Raw genomic sequence first — 14,648 nt, forward strand, 5'->3', positions numbered from 1 at the left:
TTTTCACAGCCCCCTACGGAATACGATATATGCACACGTATGGGGGGCTGGTATTTGTTTATAAGATACTGAATGTCGACTCTGCGGAACGCAGAGTCGACATTCGGCACGAATCAGTGCGCGGTGGGGGTGGGGACGACGCTCATGCCGAGGGCTTCGGCGAGCACGACGGCCTGACGCTCGTCGATGGTGGCGCCGCGCAGGCGCACGTCGGCCGGGTCGACACCCGTGAGGTCGCTGCCGACGAGGGAGGCCGCGGTGAAGTCGGCGCCGGTGAGCACCGCGGCCGAGAGGTCGCAGCCCTCGAAGCGGGACTCGGCGCACCGCGCCTCCCCGAGATCGGCCTCGCGCAACCGCACGCCGCGGAAGTCGGCTCCGCGCAGCTCGGCTCGCGACAGCCCGGTGAACGCCCAGTTGCCGCCTTCCACCTTCAGCAGCGCGAAGTCGCAGGAGTGGAAGGTGCTGCCGGTGAGCTTGCACCGCAGGAAGGTCGTGTCGAAGAAGTTGCAGCCCTGGAAGGTGCAGTTCACGAACGCCGAATCGGTGTGCTCGCTGACGTTGAACTTCACCGAGCGGAACGTGCAGCCGGTGAAGGTCGCGCCGGTGGAGCGCAGCTCCGTCATGTCGACGTCGACGAACTCGACGTCGACGAACTCGACGCCGTCGAGGTCGCGACCGTACCAGTCCTCACCGCGGACGATGCTCTCCGTGCTCACCCGTCGAGCCTAGCCATCGACCGCCGACACTCCCGCCCGCCCGGTCTCAGTCCTGGTTGCTGAACGCGGCGTCGAAGGACGCGGTGGGCGTCTTCCAGAGCAGCGAGCGGATGTAGCCGACGGCCTCCTTCGCACCGTGCAGGCGGTCCATGCCGGCGTCCTCCCACTCGATCGAGATCGGGCCGGTGTAGCCGATCGACTCCAGGGCGCGGAAGGAGTCCTCCCACGGCACGTCGCCGTGCCCGGTGGAGACGAAGTCCCAGCCGCGGCGCGGGTCGCCCCACGGCAGGTGCGAGCCCAGCACGCCGGCGCGACCGTTGCGCGGGCGCAGGCGTGTGTCCTTGCAGTCCACGTGGTAGATGCGGTCCTGGAAGTCGACGATGAAGCCGACCGGGTCGATGTCCTGCCACATCATGTGCGACGGGTCCCAGTTGAAGCCGAACGCCTTCCGGTGGTCGATGGCCTCGAGGGAGCGGACCGACGACCAGTAGTCGTACGCGATCTCCGACGGGTGCACCTCGTGCGCGAACCGCACGCCCTCGCCGTCGAAGACGTCCAGGATGGGGTTCCAGCGGTCGGCGAAGTCCTGGTACCCGGCGTCGATCACCGAGGCCGGCACCGGCGGGAACTGCGCCACGTAGGGCCAGATCTTCGATCCCGTGAATCCGACGACCGTGTCCACACCGAGCTTGCGGGCGACCTTCGCGGTCAGCTTCAGCTCCTCGGCAGCGCGCTGCCGCACGCCCTCGGGGTCGCCGTCGCCCCACACCTTGGAGCCGACGATCGCCTGGTGGCGGAAGTCGATCGGGTCGTCGCAGACCGCCTGGCCCTTGAGGTGGTTGGAGATGGCCCACACCTTCAGCCCGTAGCGGTCCAGGATGTCGAGGCGCCCCTGGAGGTACGCGTCGTCCTCCGCCGCACGCCACACATCCAGGTGCTCGCCGGACGCGGCGATCTCGAGGCCGTCGTAGCCCCACTCGGACGCGAGCTTAGCCACCTCCTCCAGCGTGAGGTCGGCCCACTGGCCGGTGAACAGGGTGACCGGGTGCGTGCGACCCGATTCGGCGTCAGTCATCAGTTGGTTCCCATCTCGATCCACGTGCCCGCCTCGGCGGAGTCGAGCACGGCGTCGGTGATCTGCACGGCGCGCAGGCCGTCGGTGAAGCGCGGCAGGCCGTCGGGGTCCTCCCCCGCGACCGCCGCGTAGCTGTCGGCGACGAACGCGTTGAACGCGTCCTGGTATCCCTGCGGGTGCCCCGAGGGGACGACGCAGAGCCGGGCCGCGTCAGCACTCAGCTGATCGCCGTCGCGCGGGATCAGGAGGCTGCCCGAGCGGCGCCCGACCCAGAGGGTCTCCGGCTGCTCCTGGTCGAAGGCCACGCTCTCCGCGGTGCCCGCGATCTCCAGCAGGAGACGGTTCTTGCGGCCCGGGGCGACCTGCGAGACGAGCAGGGTCCCGAGCGCGCCGCCCTCCGTCTCGATGACCACCGCGACGGCGTCCTCGGTCGTGATGGCCGAGTGCGACGCCCGCTCGGCGAAGACGGTCTTCTTCGTGGCGGAGACGCGGGAGACGCGGTCGCCCGAGACGAACTCCACCAGGTCGACGAGGTGCGAGCCGATGTCGGCGAACGCACGCGAACGACCGCCCTGCGCCGAGTCGACCCGCCAGTTGTCGTCACCGGATCCGAGGAGCCAGTCCTGGAGGTAGGAGGCGTTGATGCTGAGCACCTGCCCGGCCTGGCCGGAGGCGAAGCGGTGACGCGCCTCCCGCACCATCGGATGGAAGCGGTAGACGAACGGCACGGTGGCGACGCGCCCGTCGGCGGCACGGACCAGCTCCCGCGCATCGGCGGTCGTCGTCGCGAGCGGCTTCTCGCAGATGACGTCCTTGCCGGCCGCCAGCACCGCTCCCGCCTGCGCCGCGTGCAGGGCGTTCGGCGTGGTGACGTGCACCACGTCGATGCTGTCGTCCGCGAGCAGCTCGTCGAGCGATCCGTACGCCCGGGCGACGCCCAGCCGGTCGGCGGCCGCTGCGGACTTCTCCGGCGTCGACGACACGATGCCCGCCAGATCGGCCCGGGCCGCGCGTGCGGCCCGGGTGTGGACCTCGGCCATGAAGCCGCCGCCCACGATGGCGACCCGGAGGCGTTCGCCCGCCCGGCTCTCCTCGCGGCGGGTCAGCCCGCCGTTCGTCGCGTCTCCCACAGTCACGTCTCCCCTCCCGCGCCGGCTACGCCAGCGTCGCCGCTCGGGGGTCCCAGTCCTCGGGGAGGGCCGGAGCCACCTGCACGGTGCTCTCGATCTCGACCGGGACGCCGGACGTACCGGCCTCGATGGTCGCGACCATCACGTCGAGCACGTGGAACGCCTGCTCGCCGGAGGCGCGCTCGGGCACGCCGGCTCGGATCGCACGTGCCAGCTCGACCACGCCGGTGCCGCGGGTGGAGGTCGACCCGGTCGAGGCGACCGACTCCTCGCCGTCGGCGCCGTGGATGAGCAGCTCGCCCTCGAACGTGTTCGGGTCCGGTACCACGAGGGTGCCGTCGACACCGGCGACCTCGAAGAGCGTGCGGCCGAGCTTCGAGTCGAAGCTGAAGATCGCCTGTGCGGTCTGGCCGCTCTCGAACTGGTAGAGCGCGGACACGTGGGTGGGGACGGTGACCGCGAACTCCTCGCCGGCGCGCGGTCCCGAGCCGATGACGCGCGTCTCGCGCGACTTCGAGGCGACGGCCGTGACCCGCGCGACGGGTCCGAACAGCTGGACCAGCGCGGTGAGGTAGTAGGGTCCGATGTCGAACAGCGGACCCGCCCCCTCCTGGAACAGGAAGTCGGGGTTGGGGTGCCACGACTCCGGGCCGGGCGACTGCATCAGGGTGAGCGCGGTCAGCGGGGCGCCGATGCGTCCGGATTCGAGCAGACGTCGGGCGGACTGGATGCCCGCACCCAGGAAGGTGTCCGGGGCCGTCGCGACGCGGAGGCCACGGGCGTGCGCCGCCTCCAGCAGCTCCTGCCCGCTCGTGCGCTCGAGCGCGAACGGCTTCTCGCTCCACACGTGTTTGCCGGCGGCGAGCGCCTGCAGCGCGACCTCGACGTGCACCTTGGGGATGGTCAGGTTCACGACGATCTCGATGCCATCGTCGGCCAGGAGCTCCTCCACCGTCCCGAAGCCCGGAACGCCGAACTTCTCGGCCTGGGCGCGGGCCCGCTCCTGGTCGATGTCCGCGACGAAGCGGACCTCGAGGTCGGGGAACGTGGTGAGGTTCTCGAGGTACTGGGTGCTGATGACGCCCGCGCCGATGACGCCGACGCCCACGCTTCCCGCGCTCATGCGAGGCCCTTCTCGGTGAGGAAGGCGAAGCTGTCGGCGACGGCCTGGAACCGGTCGCCGCGCGAGTCGTCGAGCTCGACGACGCGCAGGGCGTTCGGAGCGGCGGCGATGATCTCGGCGATCGGGAGGGATCCCGCGCCGACGGCGACCTGGTCCTTGGTCTCCGTCGTGCCGGGGCCGTCCTTGATGTGGAGGGCGACGACGCGGTCGCCGAGGGCGGGGAGCAGCGTGAGCGGATCGTGGCCGCCGACGGTGACCCAGTACGTGTCGACCTCGAGCACGACCTCCGGCGCGAGCTTGCCCGCGAAGAACTGGAGGGCGGTGGTGCCCTCGATGGTGCTCTCGAGCTCGTGGGCGTGGTTGTGGTAGCCGGCGCGGACGCCGTAGCGGGCGGCGACCTCGGCCGCCTCGTTGAGCTGCTCGGCGATCGCGGCGACGTCTGCCGCCGTCTGCCAGCGCTCCGGCGCGACGTAGGGGTCGATGACGGTCTGGATGCCGAGGTCGCGTGCGGCGCCGAAGACCTCGTCGAGGTCGGCGCCGATGAAGCCCTGGTGGGTGGTCGGAGCCGTGAGGCCCGCCTCGGCGAGTCCGTCGCGCAGCGCGTCTCCGAAGGAAAGGAAGGCGAACGGCTCGACCTGGGTGAAGCCGATGTCCGCGATGCGGCGCAATGTGCCGACCGTGTCCTCGGTCAGCAGCTCGCGGACCGTATAGAGCTGCACGGAGAGTTTTGACGTCGACACAATGCTCCTCGTCGAGTGGTGGTGCGGATGGATGTCGCCAAGTGGCGGTGACCCCATTCAAGTCGGACTTCTGTCGATTGTCAATCAAAAGTCGCATACATGCGAATGATCTTTGGACGGAGCGCGACACGTGTGGTTCAATGACCGCATGACCGACACCGCGCGCGAGACGGGGCTGGTCGCGACGGACGCCGCCGACCTCCTGGCGATCCTGCGCGACGGCGTCCCGCGCACGCGCGCGCAGCTCGCCGAGCTGACCGGCCTGGCCCGCTCGACGGTCGCGGTGCGCATCGATTCGCTGACGGCCTCCGGCCTGATCGCCCCGGCAGGCGACGACGTGTCGACCGGCGGGCGACCCCCCGCGCGCGTCCGCTTCAATCCCGCCTCGCGCATCGTGATCGCCATCGACCTGGGCGCCACCCACGGCGTGGTCGCACTGGCCGACCTCGCCGGCGACATCCTGGCCCGCGACTCCCAGCGCCTGCGCATCTCCGACGGCCCGGAGGCCGTGCTCGACTGGGCGCTCGCGAGCGCCCGACGGCTATACAGGGCCAGCGGCCGCTCGGACGACGACCTCGTCGGGGTCGGCATCGGCGTTCCGGGCCCGGTCGAGCATTCGACGGGGCTTCCGGTCAACCCGCCGATCATGCCCGGATGGGACCGCTTCGACGTGCCCGCGTACGTCCGCCGCGTCTTCGATGTGCCCGTGCTCGTCGACAACGACGTCAACCTGCTCGCCCTGGGCGAGCACGCCCGCGTCTGGCCGGAGCAGACGGACTTGCTGTTCGTCAAGGTCGCGACGGGCATCGGCGCCGGTCTGATCAGCGGCGGCCGCCTCCAGCGCGGCGCACAGGGCTCGGCCGGCGACCTCGGCCACGTGCGGGTGCCGTTCGGCGCGGACACCCCGAGCCACGGCGCGCAGGACGCCGACCTGGAGGCTCTCGCCAGCGGGCCCGCGATCGCCCGATCGCTCACGGCGGCCGGCATCCCGGCCGAGACGACGGACGACGTCGTGGATCTCGCCCGTACCGGCAATCCGGTCGTCCAGCAGGCCATCCGCCAGGCGGGCCGCGACCTCGGCGAGGTGGTGGCCACCTGCGTCAACCTCCTGAACCCGTCGATGGTGATCGTGGGCGGCGGGCTCTCCCGCGTCGGCGAGCAGCTTCTCGCCGGAGTGCGGGAGGTCGTCTACCAGCGGTCGACTCCACTCGCCACCCAGCACCTGACGATCACGGAGTCCCGCTCGGGCGAGACCGGCGGCGTGATCGGCGCGGCGATCATGGTGATCCAGCACGTGCTCGATCCCGGCTCCGGTGCAGTGCGGGCGCTCTCGCGCTGATCTCCCCATCCGACCTCCTCCGTCCACCGACCATCGAATCGATTCGATCCGCTCCATCCCCCCTCTGAAAGGAACCTCGTGACCACCGAATCCCCCTCCTCCGGCACCGTCGCCGGTCGACCCCTGCGCGCCGGTGTGATCGGCCTGGGCTGGGCCGGTCAGCAGCACATGGAGGCGTACGCCACCCTTCCCGGCGTCGAGCTCGTCGCCATCGCCGGCATGGAGGACGAGCCGCGCGCCGCCCTCGGTGAGAAGTACGGCGTCGAGCGCCGTTACCGCGACTGGAAGGACCTCGTCGCCGACGGCGACCTCGACGTGGTCAGCGTCGCGGTCCCCACCTTCCTGCACGCACCGATAGCCGTGGGCGCGCTCGATGCGGGCATCCACGTGCTGAGCGAGAAGCCGATCGCACGCACGGCCGCCGAGGCGCAGACGATGGTCGACGCCGCGCACCGCTCCGGGCGCGTGCTCGAGGTCGCCTTCAACCACCGTCGCCGCGGTGACATCGAGGCTCTCAAGGCCGCGATCGACGACGGGCAGATCGGCCGCCCGTACCACGCCCGCGCCACCTGGCTGCGGCGCGCGGGCATCCCCGCCCTCGGCAGCTGGTTCACCAACCGCGAGATGGCCGGCGGAGGCCCCCTGATCGACATCGGCGTGCACGTGCTCGACTACGCGCTCCACCTCTTCGGCGAACCGCAGGTCGTCGCCGTCTCCGCTGTCACCCACTCGGAGCTCGGCGTGCGCGGCCGCGGCGGCTCGTCCGGCGGCAAGCAGCAGGTCGGCTCGGCGTACGAGGTCGAGGACCTCGCCACGGTCCTCCTCCGTCTCGAGGGCGGCGGCTCGATCGTGCTGGAGACGAGCTGGGCAGCCTACCGCCCCGCCGGCGACGAGTTCGGCATCACGCTCTACGGCACCGAGGGCGGCGCGGACCTCCGCGTGGTCGACTACGCCCCGGCCGGCGAGCTGACCGTCTTCACCGGCGACGGGGAGGAGACGGCGGATGTCCAGGTGACCGCCGATCCCGGCCGCGGCCACCTCGCCGTCGTCGAGACGTTCCTGGAGCATGTCGCCGACGAGGCGAACTGGGCCCGCTGGGACGGCTCCCTCGCCCTCGACCGGGCACGGGTGATCGACGCCGCCTACGCCTCGGCCGAGCGCGGAGCGGAGGTGCGCCTCCAGCCGGCGACCCAGGGCGCCGACGACGACACCGACACCCACACCCACACCCACACCGCGAAGGGAGCCTGACCCATGACCGCTCTGCGCGTCACCGTCTGGAACGAGGGGGTCCACGAGACGACCCAGCCTGCCATCGCCGCCATCTACCCGGACGGCATCCACGGCGCCATCGCCGAGGGCTTGCGTGAGCTGCTCGGCGAGGAGGTCGTCGTGCGCACCGCGACCCTCGCCGACCCCGAGCACGGTCTGAGCGAGGCCGCACTGGCCGAGACCGACGTGCTGCTCTGGTGGGGGCACATCGCGCACGACCAGGTCGCCGACGAGGTCGTCGAGCGGGTGCGCGAGCACGTGCTCGGCGGGATGGGCCTCATCGTGCTCCACTCGGGCCACTTCTCGAAGATCTTCATCCGGATGCTGGGCACCACCTGCTCCTTGCGGTGGCGCAACCCCGAGGGCGGCGAGCGCGAGCTGGTCTGGAACGTGAACCCCACGCATCCGATCGCCGCCGGCGTCGAGCAGCCGATCGTCATCGAGGCGCAGGAGATGTATGGGGAGTTCTTCGACATCCCCACGCCCGACGACCTGGTCTTCATCAGTTCGTTCACGGGTGGGGAGGTGTTCCGCTCGGGCGTGACGTTCACGCGCGGTCGCGGCAAGATCTTCTACTTCTCCCCCGGCGATCAGGAGTACCCCGTCTACTTCCACGCGCAGGTGCGCCGCGTCCTCGCGAACGGCGTGCAGTGGGCCGCACCCGTCGCCAGCGCTCGCCTGGCCCCCGCCGTCTCCAACCCCGAGCCGGTCTGACGCACCCGCGGCGAACGGAGGGGATCGCCACCGGTCCCGGCCCGATCTCCTCCGTTCCCCGCAGGGCAGACTGAGCACATGACCGACGCACTCGCGACCCTCCCCTCGCCACGGCATCCCGACCCCGCCGACGCCCCTTCTCTGCGGTGGGGTGTGCTCGGCCCCGGTGTGATCGCCGGGGACTTCACGGCGGCGATCCACGCCCACACCGGCCAGCGGGTGGTGGCGTGCGGGTCGCGTTCCGCGGAGCGCGCCGCAGCATTCGCGGCCCAGCACGGCGTGGCGCGGGCGCACGGATCGTACGAGGCGCTCGTCGGCGACCCCGATGTGGATGTCGTCTACATCGCGACCCCGCACAGCGAGCACCTCGAGCACGCACTGCTGGCCATCGCCGCGGGCAAGCACGTCCTCATCGAGAAGCCGATGGCCGTGACGGCGGACCAGGCGCGACGCATCGTCGTCGCGGCACGCGCCGCGGGCGTGTTCGCGATGGAGGCGATGTGGACGCGCTACCTCCCGCAGACGGACATCGCCCGGCAGCTCCTGGACGACGGGGCCCTGGGCGAGGTCCGGGTGGTGACGGCGGATTTCGGAGGCAATGCCACGTATGATCCGGCCGGGCGGCTCTGGAACCCCGCACTGGCCGGTGGAGCCCTCCTCGACCTGGGCGTCTACGTCGTGTCCTGGGCGTCGTTCGCGCTCGGCGCTCCGGCGGGGATCATCGCCAGCGGGTCCCTCGCGCCCACCGGCGTCGATGAGCAGGCCGCCCTGATCCTCAGCACGGTCTCCGGAGCGCAGGCCCTCCTCAGCACCAGTCTGCGCGTGGGCACTCCCTCGCTGGCGACGATCAGCGGAACGGCCGGGCGCATCGAGACCGACGCGCCGTTCTGGGGACCGAGCGGCCTGCGCGTCCATCGCGCCGACGGCTCCCTCGCTGCGCACTGGCGCGACCCGTACGGTCGCCCGCACCGGCAGGGGATGTCCTACGAGGCCGCGGCGCTCGCCCGCTTCGTCGCCGAAGGCCGCACCGAGTCGCCCCTCCATCCGCTCGACGAGGCGGTCTCCACTCTCGCGACGATCGACGAGGCGCGCCGCCAGCTCGGCGCCGCGGGCGTGGGCTGACCGCGGGCGTCTCCCGGGCGAGGCACAATGGAGAGGTGCTCGACCCTGCCCAGACCCGTACCGCCGACCTCTACCGGCCGGGCGTGCTGGCGGACCTCGGCCCGGTGCGCGCAGCTGCACCGGCACCCGTCCCGGTGATCCCCGCGGTGCCCGATCAGACCGGGCACCTCGCCCGCGTCGTCGCGCGGTCGAGCGACCGCGTGGGCTGGCTGCGCGCACGCAGCCGCGGCATCACGGCCACCGACGTCGCCAAGCTCTCCACCCCGCGATCGCTGCGCGCCGCCGTCTACGACAAGCTGCACGGCAGCGGCTTCTCGGGCAACTCGTTCACTCAGCACGGCCGCGTGCGTGAGCCCGAGATCGCCGCCTGGGTGGCGGCGACGCACGGCATCCAGCCCTCCGACGCGCTCTTCCACGCCGAGCGCGACCGGCGCCACCTGGCGACCCCCGACGGGCTCGCGGTGCGAACGGATGAGCGCATCGAGCTCTGCGAGATCAAGACGACCAACAAGCCGTTCCGGAGCATCCCGCGCAGTTACCTGCGGCAGATCTGGTGGCAGCAGTACGTGCTGGGGGCCGAGCGCACCCTCTTCGTCTGGGAGCAGCACGACGGTTTCGTCCCGCTGCACGACGAGCCTGAGTGCCGCTGGGTCGACCGCGACGACGCCGAGATCGCGAAGCTCGTCGCCCTCGCAGGCGACCTCATCGAGCTGCTCCGTCAGGCGACGGCTCCTCCGGTCACGGCGCCGACGCCTGCTCCCGCACCGGCCGCGTCCCTCTACTGAGCGCCAGCGAGTAGACGGCGATCCAGGCGATCGCGACCGTGGTCCCGATCAGCTCCAGCCAGGCGCCGACGTCGGTCGCGACGTGGACGATCGCCAGCATCCCCCCGACGATCGTGATGACCGCGACGGCGACACAGCTGGCGAGCGAGAACCGGGCCACGCGCGGCAGCCGTGCGGCGCAGGCGACCTGGAGCATCGCGTAGCACGCCGCGGCGAAACCGAGCACGGCGGAGACGGTGTGGGTGAGGTCCTGCACCGTCGAGCGGGGGTCGGCGATCGGCACCGGACAGTTCGCCGTGCAGGTCACCTGCGAGGCCACGACGAAGCAGACGGCCGCGAACCCCAGGCTGAGCGCGGGGGCCCAGCGGTCCAGGGGGCGCACGCGCGAACGGACCTGGCCGCTCGCGAGGGCGATGGAGAACCCGCCGACCGCGACGAGCAGGAGCGCGATCCGGAACATCCCGGCCGTCGGGGCGCCCTCCGCGCCCAGTTCGCTCACGTAGACCGGACGCGAGACGGTGAGTCGCGCGGCCCAGATGATGGTGAGTCCGCCCAGCACCGAGATGGTGCCGATCGCGTGCAGGATCGGCACGGCACGGTCCCATCCGCGGGCCAGTGGCGGCACCGCGAACGGCTGGCGCACGATGCGCAGGAATCGCTGCACGCTGGGCTCCTCGGGTCGGGTCGAAGCATCCTAACGCGACCCTCGCTGGAAACGTCCTGGGGGTATTCGAAACAGAGTGTTCACATGCGGTGACCCCGGCGTAACACCGGTGACGCAATCCCGGGATTGACTGGGTTCAGCTGATCGCGCCGCCGGAAGGCGCGAGCGGAGGCGACCGACGAGGGGACGACGAATGCCGAAGACCATGCGGGCCGCACTCCTGGACGCCGCGGGCAGCCCCGAGTCCCTGCGGATCGGCCAGACCGATTCCCCCGATCGTGTCAACGCCGAGTTCCTCGTGAAGGTCGTCGCCGCCGGTGTGAACCCGATCGACGCGAAGACGCGAGCAGGTCGTGGAGTGTTCGACGCCATCCACTCGTTCCCCGCGGTCCTCGGGCACGACTTCAGCGGCGTGGTCGTCGAGTCGCCCTACAGCGCCCATCCGCTCCGTCCCGGCGACGAGGTCTTCGGGATGGTCATGGTGCCGCGTTTCGGCGGCACGTACGCCGAGTACATCTCGGTGCCGAGCCTCAGCGTCGTCCGCAAACCGTCCACGCTCTCGCACATCGAGGCGGCAGCAGCTCCGCTGTCGGCGCTCACCGCCTGGGGCATGGTGGTCGAGGTCGCCAAGGCGCACGAGGGCCAGCGGATGCTCATCCACGCGGGCAGCGGCGGCGTCGGGCACTTCGCCGTGCAGTTCGCCTCCTACTTCGGTGCCCACGTGATCGCGACGGCCTCCGGCTCCCACGCATCCTGGCTGCGCACGCTCGGCGCGTCGGAGGTCGTCGACTACTCGACGACGCGGTTCGAGGACGCCGTCCGGGAGGTGGATGTCGTGATCGACCTGGTCGGGAACGTGCACGACGACACCGGATCGCGCTCGTTGAAGGTCCTGCGACCGGGCGGTCTGATCATCAACGCGCCCACGGGGAGCTGGCCCGGCTTCGACGACGAGGTCGCAGCGGCCGGGGTGCGGGGAACCCACTACCGCGTCGCCCCCGACGGCAACACCCTGGCCGTGATCTCCCGCCTGCTGGAGGCGGGGAACGTGCGCGTGCACGTCGACCAGATCTACGGGCTGGAGCAGGTCGCCGACGCGCATCGCGCCGTGGAGAGCGGCCACACCCGCGGCAAGGTCGTGCTCAAGGTCGCGGAGGGGTAGACCCCCGCCAGCGGACGCGTCAGGCGACCGACGCGCGCTCCATCACCCAGTCGTCCTCCCAGCGCTCTCCGACCAGGAAGCGCTTGGAGCCGACACGCTCGAAGCCGTGCTTGCCGTAGAAGCGCTGGGCGCGCGCGTTCTCCTCGTTGACGCCCAGCCACATCCCCTCGGCTCCCGCGGCGGCGGCCTCGCTCACGCTCTCGGCCATCAGCCGGCCGGCGATCCCTTCCCCGTGGTGGCCCGGGAGCACGTAGCACTTGCTGAGCTCGGCGGTCGGGCGCACCCGGATCGCCCGCCGCACATCCTCGTCGGACGGCTCGCCCAGGATCACCATCGTGTAACCGATCAGTTCTCCCGCCTCGTCCTCCGCGACCACGAGTCGACGCCCCGGGTCGGCGACGTACTCGGCGAACCTCTCGGCGGACAGGACGGTGGCGATGAACTGCGCCTTCGCCTCCTCCGTCGTGTGCGGCGGGCAGGCGAGAGGGAAGGTCACGGCGGCGACGGAGGCCAGCGCGGCGACGTCGGCGGTTCGGGCAGCACGGATGGTGGCGGTCACCGCACCAGGGTAGCGGGCTCCGCAAAGAAGGGACCGGCCGCCCCCGGGGGAATGGGACGGCCGGTCCAGTCGATCAGGCGCCGGTCAGTGCCGGCCCTGCGCCACCAGGTTGAGCAGGTCGAATGACACGTCGCCGAGTCCGGTCACGGGGTCGTAGCCCTTGGCCGTCTTCAGCGTGGTGTCCTGATCGAACGAGACCAGGTAGCTGTTGCCGCTGGTCTTGCTCGTGTACGCGACCGCCTGGGTCGGGTTCTGCGGGAGCACGTCGCGGAAGCTGTTCGGCAGCACCCGCTTGATCGCGTAAAGCGTCGGGTTCGCGAACCCGATCGTCGCGTGGGTCGACTGCTGGACGATGGCGATCTGCGCGGCCACGATCGGCGTGGCCAGCGACGTTCCGCCGTAGGTCTCGTTGACGTAGTCGCCGACCGCGAGCGTGTCGTCGTCCACGATCGGGCGCAACCCGATCAGGAACCCGGTGTACGGGTCGGCCAGGGCCGAGACGTCCGGCGACACCCGCTTGCCCGCGGCCAGGGCCGCCGGAACGATGCCGCGCTGGTAGTCGGGCTGCGCGAACACGGCGCTCGTGCCGCCTCCCGCGCCGCCGACGAACCGGCTGCCCGGCAGGGGCTCGGTGTAGCTCAGCGTGCCGTCGGCGTTCTTCACGATCTGGTCGACGGTGTCGCCCCAACCGGTCTCGAAGGCGATCTTGCCGTTCTTGTCGATCGCCATGCTGGTGCCGCCCACGGAGGTGACCCAGGGCGAGGACGCCGGGAAGTCCGGGGATGCGTAGCCGAGGTTCGCGACCTCGTCGCCGTTGTCACCGCTCGAGAAGTACAGGCCGATGCCCTCGCCGGCCGCCTGCAGCTGCAGGTTGACCTCGCCCTGGATCACGTCGGCCGGAACCGCTTCGCCGACGTTGCCGTAGCTGTTGCTCACGATGGTCGCGAGCTTGTTGTCCAGGATCTTGGACATCGCGACATCCAGTCCGCCGCCGCAGTTCGTGCCGCCTACATAGAGGATGCGGGCCCCGGGGGCGATCCCGTGCACCGACTCGACGTCGAGGGTCTGCTCGCCCTGCCAGCCGCTGGGGTACTGGCACAGCGCCTGGTCGGTGAACTCGCTCGGCTTCGGCACCAGCTGCTGGTACGACGAGTTGGTCAGGCCCGGCTCGCCGTTCTGCGCCGAGTAGTCGTTGACGTCCTTCACGATGCTGGGGCTGGCGTACGCGTCGATGATCGCGACCGTCTGCCCGGAGCCGTTGACTCCGCGCTTGTTGAGGTCGCTCAGGCCGTAGGCGCTGCGCAGCTGCTGCGGGGTGTAGCCGCAGTTGTAGGTGCTGTACTTCGTCTGACCGTTGTAGGCGGCGGGGACGGTCACCGTGTTCTCACCGAAGTAGTGCGAGCACGGCGTCGTGACGACCGGTGCGGCCGCGACCTTGCGCGACAGCTGGGGCTCGCCGGACGATCCGAGATCGCCCTGCTGGATCGAGTCCGGCCGGGTCAGGGTGCGCGACTGCTCGACGCTCACGCCCGACACCTTGGTGCCGATCGAGGCGGGCAGCGACGGTGCGGTCGCCGGAGCGATCAGCTGCCGTCCTGCGTAGTTGAACGAGTGGAGGGATGTGCCGAAGATCGAGCCGATCTGGTCCGGCGTCCCGCGGAACACGACGTACTGGCGGCTGTTCGGGACCGCGGTGATCGTGAGCCCCGCGGTGGTCAGGAAGCTGACCACGGCGTCGGAGTCGGCCTGCGTCGGCGAGAAGCGGCCGATCCACTGAGCCGGCGAGAGCGCCTTGCGGTAGCCGGCGATCGCCGGGTTCGACACCTGCTTCGCGAGCGCCTCGGCGCCCTTCTGATCGCGCAGCGGGAGGTAGATCTCGCCTTCGACCGTGGTGTCCGCGGGAGCGGCGCCGGCGTCGTTCGCGGCGGTCGCCCAGGAGGGCACGGAGTCGGCGTAGGTCACCCGGTCTGCGGCGGTGGCCGCAGAGGTACCCGCCAATGACAAAGCCACCGTGGCGGCCACGGTGGCGATGATTCCGACGACCCTCTTGTGGAGGGATCGTGTGGTGCGAGGAGTCATGGAAACGTCATCCTTCACTCGGACGGACTCGACAATGAGCCGACGCGCGGCGCGCGCCAGGGCGAGCGTAAACCCCGTGGTTCTGCCACACAAGATGGGGTAGACGGGTCTGTCGCGTTCCTTGACGTATGTGTACGTTCTCTCAGAAACGTCAGAGGACGCATCCGC

The 14,648-nt window shown here is 70.8% G+C and carries 14 protein-coding genes; 6 read left to right on the forward strand and 8 right to left on the reverse strand.

Translation table 11 applies throughout. The annotated features are described in order from the left end of the window. Positions 1-113 precede the first annotated feature (113 nt). From ACFVU2_RS00930 to ACFVU2_RS00950, 5 genes are read right to left on the reverse strand one after another with little or no spacing between them, the layout of a single operon-like run. Positions 114-716, reverse strand: a complete 603-nt coding sequence (locus ACFVU2_RS00930) for a pentapeptide repeat-containing protein (RefSeq protein WP_387869933.1) — start codon at positions 714-716, stop codon at positions 114-116. Positions 717-762: 46 nt separating this feature from the next. Further along, complete coding sequence (locus ACFVU2_RS00935) at positions 763-1,791, reverse strand: sugar phosphate isomerase/epimerase family protein (protein WP_387869935.1); 1,029 nt, start codon at positions 1,789-1,791, stop codon at positions 763-765. Beyond that, complete coding sequence (locus ACFVU2_RS00940) at positions 1,791-2,921, reverse strand: Gfo/Idh/MocA family protein (protein WP_387872375.1); 1,131 nt, start codon at positions 2,919-2,921, stop codon at positions 1,791-1,793. The genes ACFVU2_RS00935 and ACFVU2_RS00940 overlap by 1 nt, the downstream gene beginning before the upstream one ends. Before the next feature lie 25 nt (positions 2,922-2,946). Beyond that, entirely contained in the window at positions 2,947-4,044 is a 1,098-nt protein-coding gene (locus tag ACFVU2_RS00945; RefSeq protein WP_387869936.1) for a Gfo/Idh/MocA family protein, read from the reverse strand. Next, entirely contained in the window at positions 4,041-4,763 is a 723-nt protein-coding gene (locus ACFVU2_RS00950) for a sugar phosphate isomerase/epimerase family protein (RefSeq protein ID WP_387872376.1), read from the reverse strand. Before ACFVU2_RS00950 ends, ACFVU2_RS00945 begins: the two co-directional genes overlap by 4 nt. 169 nt (positions 4,764-4,932) lie before the next feature. On the opposite strand from ACFVU2_RS00950, the gene ACFVU2_RS00955 reads away from it, so the two are divergent. The 5 genes from ACFVU2_RS00955 to ACFVU2_RS00975 all read left to right on the forward strand — a co-directional run bounded on the left by ACFVU2_RS00955 (position 4,933) and on the right by ACFVU2_RS00975 (position 10,016). After that, positions 4,933-6,123: an ROK family protein gene (locus tag ACFVU2_RS00955; protein WP_387869938.1), complete on the forward strand. Its 1,191-nt coding sequence runs from the start codon at positions 4,933-4,935 to the stop codon at positions 6,121-6,123. Between the two features lie 168 nt (positions 6,124-6,291). Next, entirely contained in the window at positions 6,292-7,374 is a 1,083-nt protein-coding gene (locus tag ACFVU2_RS00960; protein WP_387872377.1) for a Gfo/Idh/MocA family protein, read from the forward strand. 3 nt (positions 7,375-7,377) lie between these two features. Next, complete coding sequence (locus tag ACFVU2_RS00965) at positions 7,378-8,109, forward strand: ThuA domain-containing protein (protein ID WP_387869940.1); 732 nt, start codon at positions 7,378-7,380, stop codon at positions 8,107-8,109. 78 nt (positions 8,110-8,187) lie between these two features. After that, the gene (locus tag ACFVU2_RS00970; protein ID WP_387869942.1) at positions 8,188-9,231 is read left to right on the forward strand and encodes a Gfo/Idh/MocA family protein; all 1,044 of its coding nucleotides are present in this window, start codon (positions 8,188-8,190) and stop codon (positions 9,229-9,231) included. Positions 9,232-9,266: 35 nt separating this feature from the next. After that, positions 9,267-10,016, forward strand: coding sequence for a YqaJ viral recombinase family protein (locus ACFVU2_RS00975; protein WP_387869944.1), 750 nt, complete (start codon positions 9,267-9,269; stop codon positions 10,014-10,016). Here ACFVU2_RS00975 and ACFVU2_RS00980 read toward each other — a convergent pair. Next, positions 9,970-10,680, reverse strand: coding sequence for a DUF998 domain-containing protein (locus ACFVU2_RS00980; protein ID WP_387869946.1), 711 nt, complete (start codon positions 10,678-10,680; stop codon positions 9,970-9,972). The genes ACFVU2_RS00975 and ACFVU2_RS00980 overlap by 47 nt on opposite strands. A 193-nt stretch (positions 10,681-10,873) precedes the next feature. Here ACFVU2_RS00980 and ACFVU2_RS00985 point away from each other — a divergent pair, with 193 nt between their 5' ends. Further along, on the forward strand, positions 10,874-11,842 hold the full coding sequence (locus ACFVU2_RS00985) for an NADP-dependent oxidoreductase (protein ID WP_387869947.1): 969 nt from the start codon (positions 10,874-10,876) through the stop codon (positions 11,840-11,842). A 19-nt stretch (positions 11,843-11,861) separates the two neighbouring features. Here ACFVU2_RS00985 and ACFVU2_RS00990 read toward each other — a convergent pair whose 3' ends face one another. Next, a complete protein-coding gene (locus tag ACFVU2_RS00990; RefSeq protein WP_387869949.1) occupies positions 11,862-12,401 on the reverse strand; it encodes a GNAT family N-acetyltransferase in 540 nt (179 codons plus the stop codon). 84 nt (positions 12,402-12,485) lie between these two features. Continuing rightward, complete coding sequence (locus ACFVU2_RS00995; protein ID WP_387869951.1) at positions 12,486-14,480, reverse strand: protease pro-enzyme activation domain-containing protein; 1,995 nt, start codon at positions 14,478-14,480, stop codon at positions 12,486-12,488. Between the last annotated feature and the right edge of the window lie 168 nt (positions 14,481-14,648).

Source organism: Leifsonia sp. NPDC058194 (assembly GCF_042883605.1).
Classification (GTDB): domain Bacteria; phylum Actinomycetota; class Actinomycetes; order Actinomycetales; family Microbacteriaceae; genus Leifsonia.

What these genes read in the sequence shown, in the direction of transcription:
- ACFVU2_RS00935 (WP_387869935.1), bottom strand. Translation starts at nt 1,791, where the DNA reads ATGACTGACGCCGAATCGGGTCGCACGCACCCGGTCACCCTGTTCACC.
- ACFVU2_RS00945 (WP_387869936.1), bottom strand. Translation starts at nt 4,044, where the DNA reads ATGAGCGCGGGAAGCGTGGGCGTCGGCGTCATCGGCGCGGGCGTCATC.
- ACFVU2_RS00955 (WP_387869938.1), top strand. Translation starts at nt 4,933, where the DNA reads ATGACCGACACCGCGCGCGAGACGGGGCTGGTCGCGACGGACGCCGCC.
- ACFVU2_RS00960 (WP_387872377.1), top strand. Translation starts at nt 6,292, where the DNA reads ATGGAGGCGTACGCCACCCTTCCCGGCGTCGAGCTCGTCGCCATCGCC.
- ACFVU2_RS00965 (WP_387869940.1), top strand. Translation starts at nt 7,378, where the DNA reads ATGACCGCTCTGCGCGTCACCGTCTGGAACGAGGGGGTCCACGAGACG.
- ACFVU2_RS00970 (WP_387869942.1), top strand. Translation starts at nt 8,188, where the DNA reads ATGACCGACGCACTCGCGACCCTCCCCTCGCCACGGCATCCCGACCCC.
- ACFVU2_RS00985 (WP_387869947.1), top strand. Translation starts at nt 10,874, where the DNA reads ATGCCGAAGACCATGCGGGCCGCACTCCTGGACGCCGCGGGCAGCCCC.
- ACFVU2_RS00995 (WP_387869951.1), bottom strand. Translation starts at nt 14,480, where the DNA reads ATGACTCCTCGCACCACACGATCCCTCCACAAGAGGGTCGTCGGAATC.